The sequence below is a fragment of the Immundisolibacter cernigliae genome, assembly GCF_001697225.1.
Lineage (GTDB): Bacteria > Pseudomonadota > Gammaproteobacteria > Immundisolibacterales > Immundisolibacteraceae > Immundisolibacter > Immundisolibacter cernigliae.
Map to the genome: position 1 here is coordinate 2,924,663 of NZ_CP014671.1, position 23,255 is coordinate 2,947,917.

The 23,255-nt window shown below is 68.3% G+C and carries 19 protein-coding genes and 1 pseudogene; 2 read left to right on the forward strand and 18 right to left on the reverse strand.

All coding sequences use genetic code 11. From position 1 onward, the window contains the following. Nucleotides 1-21 precede the first annotated feature (21 nt). The 18 genes and pseudogenes from PG2T_RS13800 to rpsB all read right to left on the reverse strand — a co-directional run bounded on the left by PG2T_RS13800 (nucleotide 22) and on the right by rpsB (nucleotide 19,584). Complete coding sequence (locus tag PG2T_RS13800; protein WP_068806732.1) at nucleotides 22-870, reverse strand: GIY-YIG nuclease family protein; 849 nt, start codon at nucleotides 868-870, stop codon at nucleotides 22-24. A gap of 12 nt (nucleotides 871-882) precedes the next feature. Further along, entirely contained in the window at nucleotides 883-1,842 is a 960-nt protein-coding gene (locus PG2T_RS13805; protein WP_068806735.1) for an acetyl-CoA carboxylase carboxyltransferase subunit alpha, read from the reverse strand. A gap of 15 nt (nucleotides 1,843-1,857) precedes the next feature. Further along, a complete protein-coding gene (gene dnaE, locus PG2T_RS13810; RefSeq protein ID WP_068806738.1) occupies nucleotides 1,858-5,409 on the reverse strand; it encodes a DNA polymerase III subunit alpha in 3,552 nt (1,183 codons plus the stop codon). A gap of 142 nt (nucleotides 5,410-5,551) precedes the next feature. Next, nucleotides 5,552-6,117, reverse strand: a pseudogene (gene rnhB, locus PG2T_RS13815) (ribonuclease HII); the annotation flags it as partial. After that, entirely contained in the window at nucleotides 6,108-7,265 is a 1,158-nt protein-coding gene (gene lpxB / locus PG2T_RS13820) for a lipid-A-disaccharide synthase (protein WP_068806743.1), read from the reverse strand. The gene lpxB and the pseudogene rnhB, both read right to left, overlap by 10 nt. Nucleotides 7,266-7,284: 19 nt before the next feature. Continuing rightward, nucleotides 7,285-8,055, reverse strand: a complete 771-nt coding sequence (lpxA, locus tag PG2T_RS13825) for an acyl-ACP--UDP-N-acetylglucosamine O-acyltransferase (RefSeq protein ID WP_083214953.1) — start codon at nucleotides 8,053-8,055, stop codon at nucleotides 7,285-7,287. Continuing rightward, complete coding sequence (fabZ, locus tag PG2T_RS13830) at nucleotides 8,052-8,507, reverse strand: 3-hydroxyacyl-ACP dehydratase FabZ (protein ID WP_068806749.1); 456 nt, start codon at nucleotides 8,505-8,507, stop codon at nucleotides 8,052-8,054. The genes lpxA and fabZ overlap by 4 nt, the downstream gene beginning before the upstream one ends. Beyond that, nucleotides 8,504-9,520: a UDP-3-O-(3-hydroxymyristoyl)glucosamine N-acyltransferase gene (lpxD, locus tag PG2T_RS13835; RefSeq protein ID WP_068806752.1), complete on the reverse strand. Its 1,017-nt coding sequence runs from the start codon at nucleotides 9,518-9,520 to the stop codon at nucleotides 8,504-8,506. Before lpxD ends, fabZ begins: the two co-directional genes overlap by 4 nt. 7 nt (nucleotides 9,521-9,527) lie before the next feature. Further along, a complete protein-coding gene (locus tag PG2T_RS13840; protein ID WP_068806755.1) occupies nucleotides 9,528-10,040 on the reverse strand; it encodes an OmpH/Skp family outer membrane protein in 513 nt (170 codons plus the stop codon). 32 nt (nucleotides 10,041-10,072) lie between these two features. After that, nucleotides 10,073-12,358, reverse strand: a complete 2,286-nt coding sequence (gene bamA / locus PG2T_RS13845; RefSeq protein WP_068808424.1) for an outer membrane protein assembly factor BamA — start codon at nucleotides 12,356-12,358, stop codon at nucleotides 10,073-10,075. Between the two features lie 77 nt (nucleotides 12,359-12,435). After that, on the reverse strand, nucleotides 12,436-13,809 hold the full coding sequence (rseP, locus tag PG2T_RS13850) for an RIP metalloprotease RseP (RefSeq protein ID WP_068806758.1): 1,374 nt from the start codon (nucleotides 13,807-13,809) through the stop codon (nucleotides 12,436-12,438). Then, on the reverse strand, nucleotides 13,803-14,981 hold the full coding sequence (locus PG2T_RS13855) for a 1-deoxy-D-xylulose-5-phosphate reductoisomerase (protein WP_068806761.1): 1,179 nt from the start codon (nucleotides 14,979-14,981) through the stop codon (nucleotides 13,803-13,805). The genes rseP and PG2T_RS13855 overlap by 7 nt, the downstream gene beginning before the upstream one ends. A gap of 3 nt (nucleotides 14,982-14,984) precedes the next feature. Next, entirely contained in the window at nucleotides 14,985-15,791 is an 807-nt protein-coding gene (locus PG2T_RS13860) for a phosphatidate cytidylyltransferase (protein WP_068806765.1), read from the reverse strand. Beyond that, nucleotides 15,784-16,530 (reverse strand): polyprenyl diphosphate synthase, encoded by a 747-nt coding sequence (uppS, locus tag PG2T_RS13865; protein WP_068806768.1) that lies wholly within the window; start codon nucleotides 16,528-16,530, stop codon nucleotides 15,784-15,786. Before uppS ends, PG2T_RS13860 begins: the two co-directional genes overlap by 8 nt. 9 nt (nucleotides 16,531-16,539) lie before the next feature. Beyond that, nucleotides 16,540-17,097, reverse strand: a complete 558-nt coding sequence (frr, locus tag PG2T_RS13870) for a ribosome recycling factor (protein ID WP_068806771.1) — start codon at nucleotides 17,095-17,097, stop codon at nucleotides 16,540-16,542. Continuing rightward, nucleotides 17,094-17,837 carry a UMP kinase gene (pyrH, locus tag PG2T_RS13875; protein WP_068806774.1) on the reverse strand — a complete coding sequence of 248 codons (744 nt, stop codon included), beginning with the start codon at nucleotides 17,835-17,837 and terminating at the stop codon, nucleotides 17,094-17,096. The genes frr and pyrH overlap by 4 nt, the downstream gene beginning before the upstream one ends. Nucleotides 17,838-17,843: 6 nt before the next feature. Further along, nucleotides 17,844-18,719, reverse strand: a complete 876-nt coding sequence (tsf, locus tag PG2T_RS13880; protein WP_068806777.1) for a translation elongation factor Ts — start codon at nucleotides 18,717-18,719, stop codon at nucleotides 17,844-17,846. Between the two features lie 133 nt (nucleotides 18,720-18,852). Further along, nucleotides 18,853-19,584 (reverse strand): 30S ribosomal protein S2, encoded by a 732-nt coding sequence (gene rpsB / locus PG2T_RS13885; RefSeq protein ID WP_068806780.1) that lies wholly within the window; start codon nucleotides 19,582-19,584, stop codon nucleotides 18,853-18,855. Between the two features lie 202 nt (nucleotides 19,585-19,786). Between rpsB and map the strand changes: the two genes are divergently transcribed. Then, on the forward strand, nucleotides 19,787-20,557 hold the full coding sequence (map, locus tag PG2T_RS13890; protein ID WP_068808427.1) for a type I methionyl aminopeptidase: 771 nt from the start codon (nucleotides 19,787-19,789) through the stop codon (nucleotides 20,555-20,557). Continuing rightward, nucleotides 20,554-23,250, forward strand: a complete 2,697-nt coding sequence (gene glnD / locus PG2T_RS13895; RefSeq protein WP_068806782.1) for a [protein-PII] uridylyltransferase — start codon at nucleotides 20,554-20,556, stop codon at nucleotides 23,248-23,250. The genes map and glnD overlap by 4 nt, the downstream gene beginning before the upstream one ends. Nucleotides 23,251-23,255: the final 5 nt, after the last annotated feature.

Consider the following 23,255-nt stretch of genomic DNA (forward strand, 5'->3'; position numbering starts at 1 on the left):
TTGAGCGAAAAAATGGCCGTCTCAATTGTCGTTGAGGCCATGTGCTCGGGTTCCCAGCTTTTGCTTGTGCAGCACTTCGTACGCAACGACTTCCCGCGCGGTCAGCGTTAGGGGCAGCGTTTGAAGGATGGCGAACTGAAGGTCACGCGCAACATCAGGTCGACTCTCGACGAGTGCCTGCAATTGCTGGTTTCCGCCATGAACTGTGTTTGCGTAGGTTTGCCAACGCCCAAGTAGTCCCCGCGCGCCGTAAGCCGAACCGACGTACTGATTCCCCGTCTTGGTGTCCAGAATCAAATAGACGCCCGCGACCGACCCGAGCATTCGGTGCCAGTCACGGTGCGGAACGGGGTTGTTGATGATCTTGACGAGTTCGTCATAGCTGAGCACAACGTCCATGAAGCCGGGGAATTGGCGGACATAGCCTTGTGGAAGCACTTCAACGACGGGCTTTTCGCCTTGGCCGTACTGCTGCACCCAAGTTCGAGTACCGGCGCCCCAATCGATGACAAGGCGATCTCGTAAATCGGTGAACCGTTCGTTCAGCCGCAATTCGTAGAGATAGAGGTTGACTGTGTTCATGTTCGGGAAGAGGAAGCCGTCGGGCAGCGCGCGGTCGAGAGGTTCCTCAACTCCAAGTACGTCATATACGCCCACGAACACGGCGTGTGTGCCCGGTCGGCCAAGAAAAGAAACAATTTGGTCGCCCGCGCGGAAGACAGGGCGACGTTGAATCGATTGGTAGAACTCGAACTGATCGGCTCGATAAAGTTGTTCGATATCAAACCGTCTGTCTTGATGACGGACGAGTTTGGTTGGCTTGGTTGGATCGAAGCCGAACGGCAGCAGCATCGAGTGGAGATTGAGCATGTTCGAGGCGGACTAACCTTCCTTGTAGACGCCATAGCCGCGCAGGCGCTCCAGGCGCCGCTGCAGCAGGCCGTCGGCCGGCATGGCGTCCAGCTCGTCCAGGTGGCGCACAAGCGCGGTGCGCACGGCGGCGGCGGCGGTGTCGAAGTCGCGATGGGCGCCGCCGCGTGGCTCGGCGATGATCTCGTCGACCAGGCCCAGCTCGTGCAGGCGCGGGGCGGTGATGCCCATCGCATCCGCGGCCAGCTCCGCCTTGCCTGAGTCCTTCCACAGGATGGCGGCGCAGCCTTCGGGCGAGATCACGGCGTAGGTGCCGTACTGCAGCATCAACAGGCGGTCGCCGACGCCAATGGCCAGCGCGCCGCCGGAGCCGCCCTCGCCGATCACCACGCTGACGATCGGCACCGGCAGCCGCGCCATCAGGTACAGGCTCTCGGCGATGGCCTGGCTCTGGCCGCGTTCCTCGGCGTCCACGCCTGGGTAGGCGCCCGGCGTGTCGATGAAGGTGATGATCGGCAGCCGAAAGCGGGCCGCGGTGCGCATCAGCCGCTGCGCCTTGCGGTAGCCCTCGGGCTTTGGCATGCCGAAGTTGCGGCGGACTTTTTCCTGCACGTCGCGGCCTTTCTGGTGGCCGATGACCAGCACCGGGCGGTCGCCCAGGCGCGCCAGGCCGCCGACGATGGCGGCATCGTCGCGGAACATGCGATCGCCGTGCAGCTCCTCGAAGTCGGTGAACATGCGCCGGATGTAGTCCAGCGTGTAGGGCCGCTCCGGGTGGCGGGCCAGTTGTGCGATCTGCACCGGCGTCAGCTTGCCGAAGATGCTGTCGGTGAGGCTGTCGGCCTTGCGCTGCAGGCGCGTGACCTCGTCCTCCAGGCTGACCGTGCCGCCGCCGGCGGTCTGGCGCAGCTCGTCGATGCGCGCCTCGAGTTCGGCGATCGGCTTTTCGAATTCTAGAAACTGGAATGCCATGCGGTAGGGTCCGGTTCAGTCGGCGGTGTCGGCGAGGGCGTCCGCGAAGGTGTCGGCAAAGGCCGGCGCAGGGGCCGGTGAGGGTGCAGCGGCAGGCCGCACGGCCGGCATCCGGGGCGGCGGATCGTAACGGAATTCGGCCGCTGCAACCCCGGGCAGGGCGCGCAGGCGCTCGATCAGGGCGTCCTCGGCGCGCACCTGGAAAGCCGGTCCCAGGCGCAGCAGGCCGCTTGCCGCGTGCGTGCGGCAGTCGACCAGCACCGGGCACGGTCCGCGAAACGCAGCCAGCACCTCGACCAGGCGGGTCGGCAGGTCGGCCGGTGCCTGCGCGGTGGCGAGTTCACACCACAGGCTGGCACCCCGCCCGGCGCGGGCCGCCGGCAGCGGCAGCGCCTTTTCGGCGCGGATGCGAAAGCCGCCGTTGAAGTCGTCCACCGACACCGCGCCCTCGACCACCAGCAGGCGATCGCGCGCCAGCAGGTCCGGGGCGCCGGCCAGTTGTTCGTCGAACAGGGTCACGTCCAGGCGCGCCGTGCGGTCGTCCAGGGTGACGAAGGTCATGCGCCGGCCCTTGCTCAGCGTGCGGCTGCCTACCACCAGGCCGGCAATGCGCACGTTGCGGCCCTCGAAGCGCTGCACCTCGGCCAGGCGGCAGTCGACCAGGCGCCCCAGCTCCGTCTCGTAGGCCTCGATCGGGTGGCCCGACAGCCACAGGCCGAGCGACTCGCGCTCGGCGGTGAGGCGCTCGGCGGTGCTCCAGCGCGGACAGTCGGCCAGCTGCGGCGTGGCGGCCGGGCCGGTGTCCGCGCTCGCGGCGCCGAACATGTCGTTCTGGCCGGCATCGGCGGCGCGGCTTTCCTGCTCGGCCAGGGTGTAGGCCTGATTCAGCGTGGCCAACAGGGCGGCGCGGTGGCCTTCGAGTGGGTCGAAGGCACCGACGCGGATCAGCGCCTCGGCGGCGCGCTTGTTGACGCGGCGCGGATCGATGCGACGGCAAAAATCGAACAGGTTGCTGAACGGCCCGCCGGCGGCGCGCGTCTCGACGATGGCCTCGATGGCTGCCTCGCCGACGCCCTTGACCGCGCCCAGGCCGTACAGGATGGCGCCCTCGTCGGTGACGGTGAAGGCATGCAGACCGCGGTTGATGTCCGGCGGCAGCAGGCTCAGGCCCATGCGCCGGCACTCGTCGATCAGCGTCACCACCTTGTCGGTGTGATCCATGTCGGCCGACAGCACGGCCGCCATGAAGGCCGCCGGGTGGTGCGCCTTCAGCCACGCGGTCTGGTAGGACAGCAGCGCGTAGGCGGCCGAGTGCGACTTGTTGAAGCCGTAGCCGGCGAACTTCTCCATCAGGTCGAAGATCTCGCCGGCGCGCTGCGCGGCGACGCCGTTGGCCACCGCGCCATCGACGAAGCCGGAGCGCTGCTTGGCCATCTCCTCGGGCTTTTTCTTGCCCATGGCGCGACGCAGCAGATCGGCCTGGCCCAGGCTGTAGCCGGCCAGCACCTGCGCGATCTGCATCACCTGTTCCTGGTACAGGATTACGCCGTAGGTGGGCCGCAGCACCGGCTCCAGGCGCGGCTCCAGGTAATCCGGCCGGGCGCGGCCGTGCTTGCGGTCGATGAAGTCATCCACCATGCCCGATTGCAGCGGACCTGGCCGGTACAGCGCCACCAGCGCCACCACGTCGTCGAAGCAGTCCGGCTGCAGGCGGCGGATCAGGTCGCGCATGCCGCGCGATTCGAGCTGGAACACCGCCGTGGTCTCGCAGCGGCGCAGCAGGGCGTAGGCCTCGGGGTCGTCCAGCGGCAGGCGGTCGATGTCGAAATCGGCAAAGGCCGGGTCGCGCTGGGCCAGGGTCCTGATCGCCCAGTCGATGATGGTCAGCGTGCGCAGGCCCAGGAAGTCGAACTTCACCAGGCCGATGGCCTCGACGTCGTCCTTGTCGAACTGCGTCACCGGGCTGCCGCCGCCGGCTTCGCAGAACAGCGGCACGAAATCGGTCAGCGGGCCGGGCGCGATGACCACGCCGCCGGCGTGCTTGCCGGCGTTGCGCGCCAGGCCTTCGAGCGACTTGGCCAGGTCGATCAGGGTGCGCACGTCATCTTCGGCTTCGTAGCGCCCGCGCAGCGCGGCCTCCTGTGCCAGCGCCTTGTCGAGTGTGATGCCGAGCTCGAACGGGATCAGCTTGGCGATCGAGTCCACGAAGCCATACGGCAGGCCGAGCACCCGCCCGACGTCGCGCACCACCGCCTTGGCCGCCATCGAGCCGTAGGTGATGATCTGCGACACCCGCTCGCGGCCGTAGCGGGCGGCCACGTAGTCGATGACCCGGTCGCGGCCGTCCATGCAGAAATCGACGTCGAAATCCGGCAGGGACTTGCGTTCCGGATTCAGGAAGCGCTCGAACAGCAGGTCGTTGGCGATCGGATCGATGCGCGTGATGTCGAGCACATAGGCCACCAGCGAGCCGGCGCCGGAGCCGCGGCCCGGTCCGACCGGCACGCCGTTGGCGCGCGCCCAGGCGATGAAGTCGGCCACGATCAGGAAGTAGCCGGCAAAGCCCATGCCGTTGATGACGTCCAGCTCCAGCGCCAGGCGCTGGCGGTAGGTGTCGGCATCGAGCGTCAGCCCGTCGCTGACGGCGCGCTGCAGGAGTGCGTCCAGCCCGGCGCCGGCCTCGTTGATCAGGTGCTGCTCGGCGCTGATGCCGCCGGGGGCCGGGAAGGCCGGCAGCATCGGCTCGCCCAGCGTCAGTTCGAGGTTGCAGCGCTTGGCGATGGCCAGCGTATTGACCAGGGCTTCGGGCAGGTCCGCGAACAGCACGGCCATTTCCTGCGGCGTGCGCAGGTACTGCTGCTCGCTGTACGGGCGCGGCCGGCGCGGGTCGTTCAGCACCCGGCCTTCGGCGATGCACACGCGCGCCTCGTGGGCGTCGAAGTCGGTCGCGGCCAGAAAGCGCACGTCGTTGCTGGCCACCACCGGCGTGCCGGTGGCGATGGCCAGCTCCACGGCGGCGGCGACGTGGGCTTCCTCGCCGGGGCGGCCGGTGCGCGTCAGTTCCAGGTAATAGCGGCCCGGGAACAGCGCGCGCCAGTCGGCCAGCAGCTGGGCCGCCTTGTCGTGACTGCCGGCGGCCAGCGCCTGGCCCACGTCACCGGCCAGTCCTCCGGACAGCGCGATCAGGCCCTCGCTGTAGCCGACCAGCCAATCGCGCAGCACGCCCGGCCGGCCGGCGCGCTGGCCCTCGACGTAGGCGCGGCTGAGCAAACGGCACAGGTTCAGATAGCCGCCGCGGTCCTGGCACAGCAGCAACAGGCGGCTGGCGGCGCTGCCGTCGGCCTGCTCCCACAGGGTGATGTCGGCGCCGGCAATCGGCTTGATGCCGGCCGCCTGCGCGGCCTGGTAGAACTTGACCAGTGCGAACAGGTTGCCGGCATCGGTGACGGCCACCGCCGGCATGCCGCCGGCGCGCACGGCGTCGACCAGCTCGTCCACCCGCAGCACGCTGTCGGTGAGCGAGTACTCGCTGTGCAGACTGAGGTGTACGAAGCCCGCGGACGACATGGGTGGCCAGGGAGGAAGGCGAACGGGCGGCCTATTCTAGTTGAAGGCCGGATAGATCCTTGCCGGACTTGTCGGCGGCAACGAGCGGCAGGACCGGCCAGCCGGTGTCTGACAAAACCGTGGCTTGCAGGCCGGCCAGGACCAGCTGCCGGCGCACCGGGCCGAAGCTGCGCCGGTGGCAGGCACTGGCGCCCAGGCGTGCCAGCGCGGCCAGGTGCTCGGCGGTCGGATAGCCTTTGTGGCGGGCCAGGCCGTAGCCCGGATACTGCGCATCGAGGGCTATCAGTTCGGCGTCGCGCGCCACCTTGGCGACGATGGAAGCGGCGCTGATGGCGGGAATCAGTGCATCGCCGCCGATGATGGTTTCGGCCTGCGGCAGGCCGGACGGGCGGCGGTTGCCGTCCACCTGAATGCGCTGCGGCATGCAGCCGAGCGCCGCCACGGCGCGTTCCATGGCCAGCAGACTGGCGTGCAGGATGTTCAGGCGATCGATTTCCTGCACCTCGGCGCGGCCGATACCGACGGCAAATGCCTCGGCGTGGATCTGGGCCGCCAGCGCCTCGCGCCGGGCGGGGCCGAGCGTCTTGGAATCGGCCAGGCCCGCAATCGGCCGCCGCGGATGCAGGATGACCGCCGCGGCGATCACCGGCCCCGCCAGGGGCCGCGACCGACCTCGTCGACGCCGGCCAGAAGATCGCTCAGGTCCATCCGGCCACCTCCAGTACGGCGCGCGCTGCCAGTTCGGCGGGGTCCTCGGTCTGCGGGGGGCGCAGCGCCGCCAGCTCGGCGCGCATGGCGGCGCCGGTGGCCGGTTCCAGCAGGTGGGCGATCGCGGCGCCAAGCGCGGCCGGTGTCGCCGCGTGCTGGATGAACTCCGGCACCACCGCGCGGCCGGCCAGCAGGTTCGGGATGGCCACGTGCGGCGTGCGCACCAGGCGGCGTGCGATGGCGTAGGTCAATGGCGCCAGGCGATAAGCGACCACCATGGGCCGCCCCAGCAGCATCGCCTCCAGCGTGGCCGTGCCCGATGCCAGCAGGACCGCATCGGCGGCGGCCATCACCTCCTGCGCGCGGCCATCGATCAGCGTGCAGGACAGGCCCGCGCCGGTGCGGCGCAGCTGGGCCTCGACCGCAGTACGGGCGGCCTGATTCACCAGCGGCAGCAGCAGATGACAGGGCCGACCCTGCTCGCGCAGCCACTGCGCGGTGGCCAGAAACAACGGCGCCAGACGCCGGTACTCGCCGGCCCGGCTGCCGGGCAGCAGCGCCAGCACCGGCAGCGAATTCGGTCCGGGCGGCGGCAGGCCCAGCGCGGCCCGGGCGACGGCCGGGTCGATGGGCCGCAGCGTCGCCTGCAGCGGGTGTCCGACCTGCGTTACCGGCACACCGTGCCGCTCGTAGAAGCGCGCCTCGAAGGGAAACAGCGTCAGCATGCGATCGACCGCGGCGGCAATCTGCTTCACCCGCCGCTCGCGCCAGGCCCATACCGACGGGCTGACGTAATGCACGGTGCGGACGCCGGCCCGGCGCAGGCGCGCCTCGACCGGCAGATTGAAATCGGGCGCGTCGATGCCGACCAGCACGTCCGGCGGGTCGGCGCGCAGCTGACGCAGCAGGCCGCGGCGGATGCGCAGCAGGCGCGGCAGATGCGCCAGCACCTCGACGATGCCCATCACCGCCAGGTCTTCGGCCGGATACAGCGCCCTGCAGCCGGCCGCGCGCATGGCGGGTCCAGCCACGCCGAAGCACTCCACGTGCGGCATTTGCCGACGCAAGGCGCCGATCAGCGCCGCGCCCAGGGCGTCGCCGGAGGGTTCGCCGGCAATCAGACCGACCCGCAGCCGGCCGGAATTCATCGGGCGCTCACCGCCCCGTTCACCGAATGATGCCGCGTTGCGACCGGCGCACGAAGGCGGCGATGGTCGCCAGGTGCTCGCAGTCGCTTTCCCCGTCGAGCACCGCCAGGGCGTCCTGCAGGCGCAGGCCGCTGCGGTAGAGCGTCTTGTAGGCGCCCCGGATGGCGGTCAGGTCCTGGGCGCTGAAACCGCGCCGGCGCAGACCCTCGGTGTTGATGCCGCGCGGGCGGGCTGAGTTGCCCTCGGCCATGACGAACGGCGGCACGTCCTTGAGCACCACGGAACTGGCCGCCAGAAAGCTGTGCGCGCCCAGGGCGCAGAACTGGTGCACCAGCGCAAAGCCGCCCAGGATGACGTGGTCCTCGACCAGCACGTGGCCGGCCAGCGAGGACGAATTGGCAAAGATGGTGTGGTTGCCGATCAGGCAGTCATGGGCGATGTGCACATAGGCCATCAGCCAGTTGTCGTCGCCGATGCGCGTTAGCCCGCCGCCGCCAGCGGTGCCGCAGTTGATGGTGCAGAACTCGCGGATGGTGTTGCCGTCGCCGATTTCGAGCCGGCTGTCCTCACCGGCGTGGTACTTCTTGTCCTGCGGAATCTCGCCGATGGACGCGAACTGGAAGATGCGGTTGCTGCGCCCGATGTGGGTGCTGCCGGTGATGACCGTGTGCGGGCCGATCACGCAGCCTTCGCCGATGCGCACCTGCGGGCCGATCACGGCGTAGGGGCCGACCTCGATGTCCGGTGCCAGGCGGGCATCCGGGTGGATGCGGGCGGTGGGGTCGATCACGAGACGGCCTTGAGCGTGCACATGATCTCGGCCGATGCGACCTCGGTCCCGTCCACACTGGCGCTGCAGGTGAACATCCAGATGCCGCGCACGGCGCGCTTCAGATGCACCTCGATGCGCAGCTGATCGCCCGGCTGCACGGCCTGGCGAAAACGCGCCTTGTCGATGCCCACGAACAGGTACACGTTGTCGTCCTGGGCGCTGGTGCCGGTGGAGCGAAACCCGAGCACGGCGCTGGCCTGCGCCATGGCCTCCACGATCAGCACGCCGGGCATGACCGGGTAGTTCGGGAAATGGCCCGGGAAGAACGGTTCGCTGATGGTGACGTTCTTGATGGCGACCAGCCGCTCGCCGGGCAGCAGTTCCAGCACCCGGTCCAGCAGCAGGAACGGGTAGCGGTGCGGCAGCAGGCGCATGATCTCGGTGGCGTTCAGGGTTTCCGGCTCGCTCATTCGTGTGGATCCTTGGACGTGCGTTCCAGGCGCAGCAGCCGCCGCGCCAGTTCGTCGAGCTGATGAAAGCGGCCGATATTGCGCCGCCAGCGGCGGGCCTCCTCGGCCGGGATGCCCGAGTACACGCCCGGACGGGTGATCGATTGCGCGACCATGGACATGCCGGTCACGGTCACACCGTCGCAAATTTCCAAGTGCCCGACGAAGCCCACACCGCCGCCGATCACGCAGTGGCGGCCGATGACGGTGCTGCCGGAGATGCCGACGCAGGCGGCAATCGCCGTGTGATCGCCGATCCGCACGCCGTGCGCCACCTGGATCAGGTTGTCGAGCTTGACGCCGTTGCCGATCAGCGTGTCGTCCAGCGCGCCGCGGTCGATGGTGGTGTTGGCGCCGATCTCGACATCGTCGCCGACCACCACCCGGCCCAGCTGCGGCACCTTGACCCACACGCCGCGGTCGTTGGCCAGACCGAAGCCGTCGGCTCCGAGCACGGCGCCCGGATGAATCAGGCAGCGGGCGCCGAGCTGCGTGCCGGCCAGCAGCGTGACCCGCGGCGCCAGGCGTGAGCCGGCACCGACAACGACACCTTCGCCGAGGTAGCAACCGGCGCCGATTTGCGCGCCATCGCCCACGTGCACGCCGGCCTCGATGATCGCCCGCGCCTGCACCTGCACGTTCCGGCCGAGCCTGGCGTCGGCGTGAATCCGCGCCGACGGATCGACGCCGGGTGCCGGCACTGGCAGCGGGTGCAGCAAGGCCGCCGCCCGGGCAAAGGCCAGGTACGGATTGTCGGCGATCAGCCGCGGGCCGGCGAACAACTCCCGGTCGTCCGGCGCCAGCACCACCGCGCCGGCGCGGGTGTCTGTCAGTTGCCTGCGATAGCGGCGGTTGACGAAAAAACTCAGCTGCGCCGCGCCGGCCCTGGCTAGCGTGGCGACGCCGTCCAGCTCGCGATCGCCATCGCCCTCGACACTGCCACCGACCCGCTGCGCCAGCTCGCTCAGGCGCATCCGTCGATCAGGGCTTGGCCGGGTTCTTGAGCAGCGCCAGCACCTGGTCGGTGACGTTCAGCGCGTCACTGGCGTAGATGACGCCTTCGTACAGGATGAGGTCGTAGCTGTTGGCCTTGGCGAACTTCTCGACCGCACCGAGCAGCTGCTCGCGCAGCTTGCCGACTTCCTCCGACTGGCGGATGCGCAGGTCGTCCTGGAACTCGTCCTGGGCGTGCTTGAGCTCGCGCCGGCCGTCGATGATCTCGCGCTCCTTGGCCTTGCGCTGGTCCTCGCTGAGCATCAGGCCGTTCTTGGACAGGTCCTGCTCCTGCTGCTCCAGACGCTTGGCGCGCGATTCGAGCTGCTGGCGGCGCGGCGTGAATTCGTCACGCAGTTTTTTCTGCACCACCTCGGCCTGCGGCGAGGCCTGCAGCAGGGCCGACGCATTGACGTAACCGACCTTCAGGTCCGCCGCCAGCGCCGGCGTCAACAACAGGCTGCCCAGCAGCCCCAGTACCCATCCCCGCATCCGTGTCATCGTCAGGCTTCTCCGTGTGAGCGTGAAAAAATCTAGAACCCGGCGCCCAGGCTGAACTGGAAACGCTGTGTTTCGTCCAGCGGGCCATCGTTGAACGGCTGCGCAATGGCGATGGAAATGGCGCCAAATGGCGAGATCCACACCGCCGCTACGCCGGTCGAGTAACGTAGCTCACCCAGCTTGACAGGGTCGTCCGCGCCGAACACGTTACCGGCATCACCAAACACCGACATGCGGAAATTCTTGCTCTGCTGGTCCATGAACGGCACCGGGAAGAACAGCTCGGTCCGTCCCAGAATCAGGCGGTCGCCGCCGAAAGGATCACCGTCGTCATCGGTGAAGGCACTAAAGGTGCGCGGACCGAGCGTGTTGTCCTTGAACCCGCGCAGGGTGCGGAAACCACCGGCGAAGAAGTTCTCGAAGAACGGCAACTCGGTGGTGTCGCCGTAGCCGTCACCGTAGCCCAGGGTGCCGCTGAGCAGGAGGCTGACTGTGTCGTTGAACGGGAAATGGTGCTGCTCGGTGAAGTTCAGCTTGTAGAACTGAAGATCGCCGATGGGCGCCGCGATCTCGCCAGAGACGCGGCGCAGCATGCCCCGGTCCGGGAAAATGGCACGGTTGCGAGTGTCGCGCGCCAGGCTCGCATTCAGCTTGAAGATGTTGTAGTTGTCGCCGTTGTCGTTGATGAAGTCGAGCACCTCGGTGGAGGTGAACGCACCGGTACCGATTTTGGTCTTCTCGACCGCCACGCCAAACCCGAAGGCACTGAACTCCGACAGCGGCACGTTGTAGCCCCAGGAGCCGCCCAGCGAGTCGGTGTCGTACTCGGTCAGATTGGCGTCCGCGGCGTCGGTGGAGCGTAGGAACGCGCTGACCGAGCGTGACACCCCATCCACGGTGGCATACGGATTCGTGTGAGCGACGCTGTAGACCCGCGAATAGTCGCTGTTGCTGAAATTGACGCTGACGCTGTCGCCGGTGCCCAGGAAGTTGTTCTGCGTCACGGCGGCGTTCAGCAGCAGGCCGCTGCCCTGGCCAAAGCCGACGCCGGCCGAGATGCTGCCGGACGGCCGCTCCTTGACCGTGAAGTTGACGTCCACCTGATCCGGACTGCCCGGCACGGCCGGCGTTTCCACGGTCACGTCCTCGAAGAAGCCCAGCCGCTCCAGGCGCACCCGCGAGCGCTCCACGGCCGCCGACGAGAAAGTGGTGGCTTCCAGCTGGCGCATTTCCCGGCGCATCACCTCGTCGGCAGTCTTCTCGTTGCCGGCGAAGCTGATCCGGCGCACGTAGGCACGCTTGCCCGGATCGACGAAAAAGGTCAGCTTGGCGGTGGCGTTCTGCTTGTCGATTTCCGGTGATGGGTTGACGTTGGCGAAGGCATAGCCGGCCTCGCCCAGGCGCTCCGAGATGGCGTCGCTGGTCTGGGTCATCTTCTTGCGCGAGAAGGTGTCGCCCGGGCGCAGCTGGACCAGCTTGACCAGTTCCTCTGGCTCGACCACCAGGTTGCCGGACAACTTGACCTCATCGACCGTGTACTGCTGACCCTCGGTCACGTTGACCGTGATGTAGATCTCGCGCTTGTCCGGGGTGATGGCGACCTGCGTGGACTTGATGTCGAAATCCAGATAACCGCGGTCCAGATAGAACGCGTGCAGCTTCTCAAGATCGCCGGCCAACTTCTGGCGCGAGTACTTGTCGTTGCCGGTGATGAAGCTGAGCAGGTTCGGCGTCGACAGCTCGAAGGCCCCGCGCAGGGTTTCGTCGTCGAACACCTGGTTGCCGACGATGTTGATCTGGCGAATGCGCGCGACGTCGCCCTCGGCGATGGTGATGTCGATTCGCACGCGGTTGCGCGGCAGATCCTTGACCTCGGTGTCGACCTTCATGCCGTACTTGCCGTTGGCGTAGTACTGGCGCTGCAGTTCCTGGCGCAGCTGGTCCAGCGCCGACGGCACGAACACCCGGCCGGTGGCCAGGCCCGCTTCGCGCAGGCCTTTTTGCAGATCCTCGGTCTTGATGTCCTTGTTGCCGGTGATGTTCAGCTCGGCGATCGACGGTCGCTCGACGACGTTGATGACCAGCACGTCGCCGTCGCGGTCCAGCTGCACGTCGCTGAAAAACTCGGTCTGGAACAAGGCCCGGATGATGGCGCTGGAGCGCTGCGGATCGAAGCGGTCACCCACCCGCAGCGGCAGCGCGATCAGCACCGCGCCGGGGGAGATGCGCTGCAGGCCGTTCAGCCGGATGTCGCGAACCGTGAACGCATCTTCCGCTGCTGCCTGCGCCGAGGTTTGGAGTACCTGCAGGCACAGCATGATGGCCGCCAGGCTGCGGAAAAGGATGCGCAGGGAATCGGAAAACAAGGCGTCACCGGGCAGGCCGCAGCCCGCAGTCAAGAACGAAACAGGAGCCGCGTGATGTCGTTATAGAAGGCAAGCACGGTGAGTGCCAGCAGGGCCACCAGGCCGATCTGCTGGCCGGCCGCCCGGACCCGCTCCGGCAAGGGCCGCCCCCGCACCAATTCGGCGGAATAGTACAGCAAGTGTCCGCCGTCCAGAACCGGCACCGGCAGCAGATTGAGCAGTCCCAGGGACAGGCTGACCAGGCCCAGGAAAGACAGGAACTGCGCGGCGCCCAGGCGCGCACTTTGGCCGGCGAATTCGGCGATCGACAGCGGTCCGCTGATGTTGCGACTCGAGGCGCTGCCGCTGAGCATGCGCCCGATGACCTCGCCGGTCAGCACGGTCATGTCGCGCAGCTTGCCGAGCGCCTCACCGGCGCTCTCGAGCGGTCCGTAGCGCAGGCGCAGGTAGTAGTCGTCGAACTGTGCGCTCACCGGCTGTGGCGCCAGGCCGACGCGCCCGATGCGCGTGCCGGCATCGTCGACGGCCTGCGGTGTCAGGGTCAGTTCGAGTTCGGTGCCCTCGCGCCGCAGGCGCAGGCGCAGGGGCTGCTCCGGGCTGGCGCGCACGATCTCGACCCAGTCGCCCCAGTCGGCAAGGGGCTTGTCGTTGACGGTGAGCAGAACGTCGCCCACCTGGACTCCGGCCCGCGCCGCCGCGCCATCGGCGATGACCTCGCCGACCTGCGCCGCGACGCGCGGCCCACGCCAGGCAAGGCCCAGGCGACGCATCACGTCCGGATCCTCGGCACGGTAGTCGATGCCCGACAAATCCAGCCTCCGCTCCCGGACAACGCCGGGTGCATCCGCCGTCTGCACCTGCACCGCCACCAGCCGGCCGTCGATGGCCGCCGGCAAGAGCGTCAGCACGGCGTCTTCCCAGGTGCGCACGGACCGGCCATCCACCGCGCGCAGTTCATCGCCACTCTGAAATCCCGCGCTGGCGGCCGGCGTGTCGGGCGCCACCTGTCCCACTACCGGGCGCTGGCCGTAGGTACCCACCATGAACATGGCCCAGTACAGCAGCCAGGCCAGCAGCAGGTTGGCAATCGGTCCGGCGGCCACGACTGCCATGCGTGCCCACACCGGCTTGCGGTTGAAGGCCTGGTCGAGCTGCTCGGGCGGCACCGGCGCCTCGGTTTCGTCCAGCATCTTGACGTAGCCGCCCAGCGGCAGGGCGGCGATCACGAATTCCGTGCCGTGGCGGTCCACGCGCCGCCACAGGGGCTTGCCAAAGCCGACCGAGAAACGCAGCACCCTGACCCCGACCCGGCGCGCGGCCCAGAAGTGTCCATACTCGTGCACGCTCACCAGCACGCCGATGGCGACCAGAAACGCACCCACCGACCACAGCAGATTCAGCATCGCGATTGCACCTGTGACGTGGCGATCCGCCGCGCGGCGGCGTCGGCAGCCAGAACGGTTTCCAGATTCTCGGCCGGGACGGCGGGCAGGGCATCCAGACTGGCGCCCACGACCTCGGCAATGCTGCCAAAGGCCAGCTGGCCTTCAAGGAACGCCTGGACCGCAATCTCGTTGGCGGCGTTCAGAATGGCACACGCGGTGCCCCCGGTGCCCAGCGCCCGGTAGGCAAGATCAAGGCAGGGAAAATGTGCCCGGTCCGGCGGCTCGAAATCCAGGCGCGCCACATCGAACAGGTTCAGCGCCGTGGCACCGGATGCCTGACGCTCGGGCCAGGCCAGCGCGTGGGCGATCGGTACCCGCATGTCGGGGCTCGCCAGCTGCGCCAGCAGCGACCCGTCGCAGTACTCGACCAGCGAGTGCACCACGCTTTGCGGATGCACCACCACCTCGATGGCGTTGCCGGGCAGGCCGAACAGCCAGGCGCTTTCGATCACTTCGAGCCCCTTGTTCATGAGCGTGGCGGAGTCGACCGAAATCTTGCGCCCCATCACCCAGCGCGGGTGGGCGCAGGCCTGGTCGGGCGTGGCGCGCGCCATGTCGGCCACTGGGGTACGCAGAAACGGCCCGCCGGAGGCGGTCAGCAGCAGGCGGCGCACGCCGCGCTCGGCCGCCGGTTCGCCACAGCGATACCCCGGCAGGCACTGAAACATGGCGTTGGTTTCGCTGTCGATGGGAATCAGCGTGGCGCCGCCCTGGCGCACCGCATCCATGAACAGCGCGCCGGCCATGACCAGCGCCTCCTTGTTCGCAAGCAGCAGCGTCTTGCCGGCCTGCGCCGCCGCCAGGGACGATGCAAGGCCCGCAGCGCCGACGATACCGGCGACGACGACATCGACTTCCGCTGCGCGAACCACCTGCTCCAACACCTGGTGGCCGTCCAGCACCCGAGTGGCCTGCCCGGCACCCAGGGCTGCGCGAAGTTCCGCCGCCGCGGCCGGCTCGGTCAGCACCGCCAGCGGCGGCCTGAACTGCCGACAGATTTCGAGCATGCGCGGCACATTGCGCCGCGCCGCGACCACCTCCAGACGGTACCGGTCCGGGTGCAGCTCCAGCACCGACAGCGTGCTGTCGCCGATGGAGCCGGTGGCCCCGAGCAGGGCAACGCCGCGCATCACCTAGCCCCGCACCAGCAGCGGCGCGGTCAGCGCAAACAGGGGCGCCGCGGCGATCAGGGCGTCGATGCGGTCCAGCACGCCGCCGTGACCGGGCAGCAGATGACTGCTGTCCTTGACCCCGGCGCGGCGCTTGAACAGGCTTTCGGCAAGATCGCCCACCACGGATACGGCCGCGCAGGCAGTGGCGAGCCCGACCAATGCCGCCAGGCGCAGGCCGTCCAGCCCCAAGGCAAGTCCCGCGACCAGCCCGATCAGTGCCGCGCCGACCAGGCCGCCGAGCAGTCCCTCCACCGTCTTGCCCGGGCTGACCTGTGGACACAGCTTGCGCCTGCCGAAGCGGCGACCGACCAGATAAGCGCCGCTGTCGGCCGCCCATACCAGCGCCAGGCACAGCAGCAGCAAGGGGCGCTGCCCATCCGCCAGGCGGGCCAGCGCCAGCCAGGCGGGCGCCAGCGCCAGCAGGATGATGGCGGCCTGCGCCAGCGGCCGGTCAATCCAGTCCGGCAGGACCGGGTAGCACAGCACCAGCCGCAGCCCCAGCGCCCACCATGCGAGTCCGGCGGCGAGCGCCACGGCAGTCCACGAAGCCGGCAGCGCATACGCTCCTGCCAGGCTGGCGCCGAGCGTCGCCAGCAGCAGCCAGCGCCGCGCACCGCTCAGGCCCGAACACAGGCCCGCCCATTCCCAGGCGGCGCGCAGCGCGACCGCCGCGAACACCCCCAGCAGCCACACCAGCGTGCCGCGCCACAGCAGCAGCAGCACCAGACCGAGCAGGACGATGGCCGTCAGGATGCGCGTTCTAGGCACCGGCGCCGCCGAGCAGCAGCTGCTCGCCCGTGCGACCGAAACGCCGCTCGCGGCCGGCGAACCAGGCCAGCGCCTGGTCCAGCGCGGCGGCGTCGAAATCCGGCCACAGGGTGTCGGTGAAATACAGCTCTGCATAGGCCAGCTGCCAGAGCAGGAAATTGCTGATGCGCAGCTCGCCGCCGGTGCGGATCAGCAGGTCGACCGCTGGCGCGCGGCCCAGGGCCAGCCGGGCCGCGAAGCTGTCTTCATCCAGATCGGCCGGGTCCAGTTCCCCCGCGACCGCTGCGGCCGCTACTGATCGCGCCGCCTGCACGATGTCCCACCGCCCGCCGTAATTGGTGGCCACGGTCAGGTGCAGGCCCTGGCAGTGGGCCGTGGCGGCCTCGACTTGTGCGATCGCCGCCTGCAGGCGTGCCGGCAGGGCGCTGCGATCGCCGATCACCGACAGCCGGATGCCGTTTTCCAGCAGGCGCGTTTCCTCGTCGCGCAAGGCGCGCAGGAACAGCTCCATCAGCAGCGATACCTCGTCCGGCGGGCGTCGCCAGTTCTCGCTGCTGAAGGCAAATACGGTCAGGTAGCCGATATTGCGCCGGGCACACTCCTCCACGATGCGCCGCACCACGCGGGCGCCGACCCGGTGGCCGGCCACCCGCGGCAGGTGACGCTGGCGCGCCCAGCGGCCGTTGCCATCCATGATGATGGCAAGGTGCCGCGGCAGTATGGCCTCGGGCGTCGTCATGGCGCCCGGTCAGACGTCCAGCAGGTCGGCTTCCTTGGCCGCCAGCAGGGCTTCGACCTCAGCCACGAAACGGTCGGTGAGCTTCTGTATCTCGGCCTGGCCACGGGTTTCGTCGTCGGCCGAGATCAGCTTTTCCTTCTCCATCTCCTTGAGCGAGCCGTTGGCGTCGCGGCGCACGTTGCGGATGGCCACCCGGCAGGCTTCGCCCTCGCTGCGCACGACGCGGATCAGATCCTTGCGCCGCTGCTCGGTCAGGGCCGGCAGCGGTACGCGAATGATCATGCCGGCGGTGGCCGGGTTCAGGCCCAGGTCGGATTCGCGAATGGCCTTGTCGATGGCTGCCACGGCGGCCTTGTCGAACGGCGCCACCAGCAGCGTGCGCGCGTCCTCGGCGCTGACGTTGGCGAGCTGGCGCAGCGGCGTGTCCACGCCGTAGTAATTGACATGCACCTGGTCCAGCAGGCCCGGGTGGGCGCGGCCGGCGCGGATTTTCTTCAGTTCCTCATGCAGCCCGTGGACGCTCTTGGCCATGCGCTGTTCGGCGTCCTTGCGCACGTCATCGATCATGTCTGTCTCCCGTCCGCGGCCGGCCCCATGAGGGTCCCGACCGGCTCTCCGTGCACGATACGCAGCAGCGCGCCGCGACTGTTCATGTCGAACACCCGCACCGGCAGGGCGTGCTCGCGCGCCAATGCCACCGCGGTCGCGTCCATCACGCCCAGGTGCCGCGCCAGCACTTCATCATAGTCAAGCTGCTCGTAACGCCGTGCGGTGGTGTTGCGCAGCGGATCGACGTCGTACACGCCGTCGACCTTGGTGGCCTTGAGCAACAGCTGGGCGCCGATGTCGATGGCGCGCAGGCAGGCGGCCGTGTCGGTGGTGAAATACGGATTGCCGATACCGCCGCCGAACAGCACCACCTTGCCGGCCGCCAGATGCGCCAAAGCCTTGACCCGCACGAACGGCTCGGCGACGCCTGTGACCGGCAGCGCGGACATGACGCGCGCCGCCAGGCCAGCGCGTTCCAGCACCTCGTGCAGCGCCAGCGCATTCATCACCGTGGCCAGCATGCCGATGTAATCGGCGGTGGCCCGGTCACCCCCGTCGGCTGCCGCCGGCAGGCCGCGAAACAGGTTGCCGCCGCCGACCACCAGACCGACCTGCACGCCGGCCGCCAGCACCGGCGCCAGTGCATCGGCCACCGCCTGCATGGCCGGCCGGTCGAAGCCGTGCGGCTTGCCGCCGGCCAGCGCCTCGCCGCTGAGTTTCAGCAGGATGCGCGTGTACTTGGGCGGCGAACCGGCCATGGAGCTTCAGCCGCGGGCTTGTTTCATCACTTCGGCGACGAAATCGTCGGCCTGTTTCTCGATGCCTTCGCCGACTTCCAGCCGGTCGAAGCCGATCACCCGCGCATTCGCCTTCTTCAGCAGTTGCTCGACGGTGGTGTCCGGATCCTTGACGAAGGCCTGGCCGAGCAGCGTGACCTCGGCCGCGTACTTGCGCAGCCGGCCCTCGACCATCCGGGCGCGGATGTCTTCCGGCTTGCCGGATTCGGCCGCCTGGGCGTCGTAGATTTCCTTCTCGCGGGCCAGCACGTCGGCCGGAATCTGGTCGCTGGACACGCATACCGGCCGACTGGCCGCCACGTGCATGGCGATATCCCGCGCCAGGGCCAGATCGCCGCCCTCGATTTCGACCAGCACGCCGATGCGCGAGCCGTGCAGATAGCTGCCGATCACGCCGGATGTCGTCTGGCGGCGCACGAAACGACGCACGCGAATGTTCTCGCCGATCTTGGCCACCAGCTGCTGGCGCGCTTCCTCGACCGTGCCGTCGCCCAGGGTCAGGGTCGACAGCTGTTCCACGTCGGCCGGCGCCTGGCTCAGCGCAAGATCGCCAACCGCCTGGGCAAAGGCCAGGAAACCCGCGTCCTTGGCCACGAAATCGGTTTCCGAGTTGACCTCGGTGAGGGCCACGCTGCGCCCGTCGGCGCTGGCCGACAGGATGATGGCGCCATCGGCCGCGGTGCGCCCGGCCTTCTTGTCGGCACGCGCGGCGCCGGCCTTGCGCATCAGGTCGATGGCGGCTTCGATGTCGCCCCCGGCTTCGGTCAGCGCCTTCTTGCATTCCATCATGCCAAGGCCGGTGCGCTCGCGCATTTCCTTGACCAGTGCCGCCGATATGTTCATTTGGGATACCTCCGGATCAGGGCGCCGCTGGTCTTGACCGACCGGGTACCCGAGCAAAAAAAGAGGGGTTGAACCCCTCTTTTCAAAGAATGAAAAAACGCCCGCGTGGCCAGCGGCAACGCCGCGCGCTTGCCTAGCTGACCTCGACGACTTCGATGAACTCGTCGCTGCCGCCCGCCGCCAGGGCAGCTCGACCGTTCTGGATGGCCTCCACGGCCTGACCCAGGTACAGATCGATGGCGCGGATCGAGTCGTCGTTGCCGGGAATGATGTAGTCGATCTTCTCCGGGCGGTTGTTGGTGTCGACCACCGCAATCACCGGGATGCCCAGGCGGTTGGCTTCCTCGACGGCGATGTGCTCGTAGCCGGTGTCGATCACGAACAGCGCGTCCGGCATGCCCTTCAGGGTACGGATGCCGCCCACGCTGCGCACCAGCTTCTCGCGCTCGCGTTGCAGCAGCTGGATTTCACGCTTGCTCAGGTCGCCGGTCTTGCCCAGCTCGAGGCGGGTTTCCAGATCGATCAGGCGGTCCACCGACTTGCGCACCGTGCGGTAGTTGGTGAGCATGCCGCCCAGCCAGCGGTAGCTGATGAACGGCATGCCGCAGGCGGCGGCATGCTGTTCGATCAGTTTGCGCGCCTGGCGCTTGGTGCCCACGAACAGCACCGTGCCGCCACGGGCGGCGATCTTGCCCAGCACGTTCATCGCATCGCGCAGCATGGGCAGGCTGCGTTCCAGGTCGATGATGTGGATGTTCTGGCGGGCGCCATAGATATAAGGAGCCATGGCCGGCGACCAGTAGCGGGTCTGATGACCGAAATGGACGCCCGCGTCCAGCAGGTCGCGCATGGAAACTCCAGCCATAAGCAAAAACGCTCCGCAAGTCTTGAGGTGAGAGCCGCGATACAACGGGCAATCGTCGGGCGGGTGCCCGAAGTCAGGGGCGCGATTTATAGCACTGATCGCCAGAGGCCACAATCGGCCGGTTTACCGGCGTGCACGCCGGCTGCTACATTTCAAAACCTTTACCCGCCGCCGCTCCGGCCGGCGACGCTTGCCGATGCCCATGACCGTTTCCATCAAAACCCCTCAAGAAATCGACGCCCTGCGCGTGGCCGGCCGCCTGGCCGCGCAGCTGCTCGGCATGATCGGCGAGCACGTGCGCCCCGGCATCAGCACCGACGCGCTGAACGACATCTGCGAGCAGTACACGACCCAGGTGCTGGGTTGTACCTCGGCGCCGCTGGGCTATCACGGCTTTCCGAAATCGATCTGCACCTCGGTCAACCACGTCGTGTGTCACGGCATCCCGAACGACAAGCCGCTCAAGCGCGGCGACATCGTCAACATCGATGTCACCGTCATCAAGGACGACTACCACGGCGACACCAGCGCCATGTTCTATGTGGGCGAGCCGACCATCCAGGCGCGCAGACTGTGCGAGACCAGCTATGAGGCGCTGTGGGTCGGCATCGGCATGGTCCGGCCGGGCATGCGCCTGGGGGATCTTGGGCACGCCATCCAGAGCCACGCCGAGGCGCGCAATTACTCGATCGTGCGCGAGTACTGCGGGCACGGTATCGGGCGCCAGTTCCACGAGGAGCCGCAGGTGCTCCACTACGGCATTCCGGGCACCGGCCTGGTGCTCGAGCCGGGCATGGTGTTCACCATCGAGCCGATGCTGAACGCCGGCAAGCGGCATGTGAAGTTGCTGGCCGACGGCTGGACGGTGGTGACCAAGGACCACAGCCTGTCGGCGCAGTGGGAACACATGGTGCTGGTGACCGACAGCGGGGTCGAGGTGCTGACCCTGCGCGAGGGCGAGACGCCATCTTGAACGCACCGCCGCCGGCTGCGACCACGCCGCTGTTTGACGCGGCCGAGGTCGGGCGCGCCCTGGATGAACTGGGCGTCACTGCCGCCACCTGCCGGCATCTGCGCCAGCAGTTCACCGACGGCCTGCGCGCTCACTACGACCGGCAGCCGGCCGGCACGCCCATCGTGCAGGCGCGCACCGCCTTCGTGGACCTGCTGCTGCAGCGTATCTGGGCGACGCAGATGGCGAATGTGCCCGGCGCCCGGCGCCTGGCGCTGGTGGCAGTGGGCGGCTACGGCCGCGGCGAGCTGCACGCCTGCTCCGACGTCGACATCCTGGTCCTGGCCGGGCGGGCCGGCGACATCAGCCGCGTGTCGGGCGCCATCAGCGGCTTCGTCACCTTCCTGTACGACACGGGCCTGGACATCGGCGCCAGCGTGCGCAGCGTCCGTCAGTGCGTGGAAGAGGGCCGGCGCGACGTGACCATCGCTACGGCCCTGATCGAGGCGCGGCTGCTGGCCGGCGACGCGGCCCTGTTCGAGCAGCTTGGCCGGCGCACCGGCCCCGGCCAGACCTGGCCGACGCGCAAGTTCTTTGCCGCCAAGCTGGCCGAACAGCAGGCTCGTTACGACAAGTTCGACGCCACCGCCTACAAGCTCGAACCGAACGTCAAGGAAAGCCCTGGCGGCCTGCGCGACATCCACACCATCGGCTGGGTGGCCAAGCGCCACTTCGGCGCCCGCACCCTGCACGAGCTGGTCGATCACGGCTTTCTGGAGCCGGACGAGTACCAGTTGCTGGTCGAGGGCCAGGAGTTCCTGTCGCAGGTACGAAACGGCCTGCACCTGCTGACCGGTCGCAAGCACGACCATCTGCTGTTCGACCAGCAGCGCGAGCTGGCGCAGCGTTTCGGCTACCAGGACGGCGACCAGACGCTGGCCGTCGAGCAGTTCATGAAGCGTTACTACCGCACGGTCAAGGGCCTGTCGCGGCTGAACGAAATGCTGCTGGCGCACTTCGAGGAGGAAATCCTGCTGGCCCGGCGCAGCGACCGCGCGGTGCCGCTGAGCAGTCGCTTCCAGATTCGCAAGGACTTCATCGAGGCGCGCAACGAGCGCGTGTTCAATCGCTATCCGTTCGCACTGCTGGAGATCTTCCTGCTGCTGCAGCAGCACGGAAAGCACGTGCGCGGCGTGCGCGCCGACACCGTGCGCCTGATCCGCAAGCATCTGTACCTGATCGACGATGCGTTTCGGGCCGACATACGCTGCACCAGCCTGTTCATGGAAATCATCCGCCAGCCGCACGGCATCGGCCACGAGCTGCAGCGCATGCACCGCTACGGCGTGCTGGCACGCTACATCCCGGCCTTCGGGCGCGTGGTGGGACAGATGCAGCACGACCTGTTTCACGTCTACACGGTCGACGAACACAGCCTGTTCGTGCTGCGCAACACGCGCAGCTATGCCTTCCCGGACGAGAAAATCGGTGCCCTGGAGCTCGGTTATGAGGTGTTCCAGAACATCCCGAAACCGGAGCTGCTGTACCTGGCGGCGCTGTTTCACGACATTGCCAAGGGCCGCGGCGGGGATCATTCGGAGCTGGGCGGTCACGAGGCCTACGCGTTCTGCCGCCTGCACCGGCTGTCCGAACTCGACAGCCGCCTGGTGACCTGGCTGGTGCGCCACCACCTGCTGATGAGCAAGGTCTCGCAGCGGCAGGACATCGGCGACCCGGAGGTGATCCGCGCCTTTGCGGTCACCGTCGGCGACCAGGTGCACCTGGATTATCTGTACCTGCTGACGGTGGCCGACATGCGCGGCACCGGACCGACGGTGTGGAATTCCTGGAAGGGCTCGCTGCTGTCGGCGCTGTATCTGGCCACCCGGCGCGCCCTGCGGCGGGGTCTGGGCAGCCCCATCGACGCCCGCGAGCAGGCGGCGGACGTCCGCGCCCAGGCCGCGGCGCTGCTGCCGGCCGAGCAGGTGGACCCGCGCCAGTGCGCGCGATTCTGGGATCGCCTGGACGACGACTATTTCCTGCGCTTCGCGGCCGAGGAGATTGCCTGGCATGCCAAGCACATCCTGCGCGCGCGCGGTGAGGCGCCGACGGTGGTGGCCACGCGCGATTTCCCGGACCGCGGCAGCACCGGCGTGATGGTCTACACGCGCGATCGCAAGTACCTGTTTGCCGCCATCACCTCGACCCTGGACCGGCTCGGGCTGGACATCGTCGATGCGCGCATCTACACCAGCCGCGACGGCTACGCGCTGGACACCTTCCTGGTGTCGGATCTGAACGGCGAGCCGGTGTCGGACCCGTCCCGGCGCCGCGACATCCGGGCCGCCCTGCGCGAGGCCCTGCTCGAAGACCCGCTGTCGCTGCATTCGGGCGGCCGGCGCGTCAGCCGCCAGCACAGGGCGTTCCGGGTGGCCACCGAGGTGTCGTTTGCCACCGACCTTGGGCGCGATCGCACGGTGATCGAGCTGATCACCAAGGACCGCCCCGGCCTGCTGTCGCAGGTGGCGCAGGCCTTTGCCGAGAGCGATCTGGTGTTGCAGAACGCCCGTGTCAACACCTACGGCGAGCGCGCCGAGGATGCCTTTTTCGTCACCGACGCCACGGGTCATGCCGTCACCGACGCGGCGCGCCTGGATCATCTGCGCGAACAGCTGGCGCGCCGCCTGGACGGCGAACCGGCCACGCCCGCCTGAGCGGG

What these genes read in the sequence shown, in the direction of transcription:
- PG2T_RS13800 (WP_068806732.1), bottom strand. Translation starts at nt 870, where the DNA reads ATGCTCAATCTCCACTCGATGCTGCTGCCGTTCGGCTTCGATCCAACC.
- PG2T_RS13805 (WP_068806735.1), bottom strand. Translation starts at nt 1,842, where the DNA reads ATGGCATTCCAGTTTCTAGAATTCGAAAAGCCGATCGCCGAACTCGAG.
- dnaE (WP_068806738.1), bottom strand. Translation starts at nt 5,409, where the DNA reads ATGTCGTCCGCGGGCTTCGTACACCTCAGTCTGCACAGCGAGTACTCG.
- lpxB (WP_068806743.1), bottom strand. Translation starts at nt 7,265, where the DNA reads ATGAATTCCGGCCGGCTGCGGGTCGGTCTGATTGCCGGCGAACCCTCC.
- fabZ (WP_068806749.1), bottom strand. Translation starts at nt 8,507, where the DNA reads ATGAGCGAGCCGGAAACCCTGAACGCCACCGAGATCATGCGCCTGCTG.
- lpxD (WP_068806752.1), bottom strand. Translation starts at nt 9,520, where the DNA reads ATGCGCCTGAGCGAGCTGGCGCAGCGGGTCGGTGGCAGTGTCGAGGGC.
- PG2T_RS13840 (WP_068806755.1), bottom strand. Translation starts at nt 10,040, where the DNA reads ATGACACGGATGCGGGGATGGGTACTGGGGCTGCTGGGCAGCCTGTTG.
- bamA (WP_068808424.1), bottom strand. Translation starts at nt 12,358, where the DNA reads ATGCTGTGCCTGCAGGTACTCCAAACCTCGGCGCAGGCAGCAGCGGAA.
- rseP (WP_068806758.1), bottom strand. Translation starts at nt 13,809, where the DNA reads ATGCTGAATCTGCTGTGGTCGGTGGGTGCGTTTCTGGTCGCCATCGGC.
- PG2T_RS13855 (WP_068806761.1), bottom strand. Translation starts at nt 14,981, where the DNA reads ATGCGCGGCGTTGCCCTGCTCGGGGCCACCGGCTCCATCGGCGACAGC.
- uppS (WP_068806768.1), bottom strand. Translation starts at nt 16,530, where the DNA reads ATGACGACGCCCGAGGCCATACTGCCGCGGCACCTTGCCATCATCATG.
- frr (WP_068806771.1), bottom strand. Translation starts at nt 17,097, where the DNA reads ATGATCGATGACGTGCGCAAGGACGCCGAACAGCGCATGGCCAAGAGC.
- pyrH (WP_068806774.1), bottom strand. Translation starts at nt 17,837, where the DNA reads ATGGCCGGTTCGCCGCCCAAGTACACGCGCATCCTGCTGAAACTCAGC.
- tsf (WP_068806777.1), bottom strand. Translation starts at nt 18,719, where the DNA reads ATGAACATATCGGCGGCACTGGTCAAGGAAATGCGCGAGCGCACCGGC.
- rpsB (WP_068806780.1), bottom strand. Translation starts at nt 19,584, where the DNA reads ATGGCTGGAGTTTCCATGCGCGACCTGCTGGACGCGGGCGTCCATTTC.
- map (WP_068808427.1), top strand. Translation starts at nt 19,787, where the DNA reads ATGACCGTTTCCATCAAAACCCCTCAAGAAATCGACGCCCTGCGCGTG.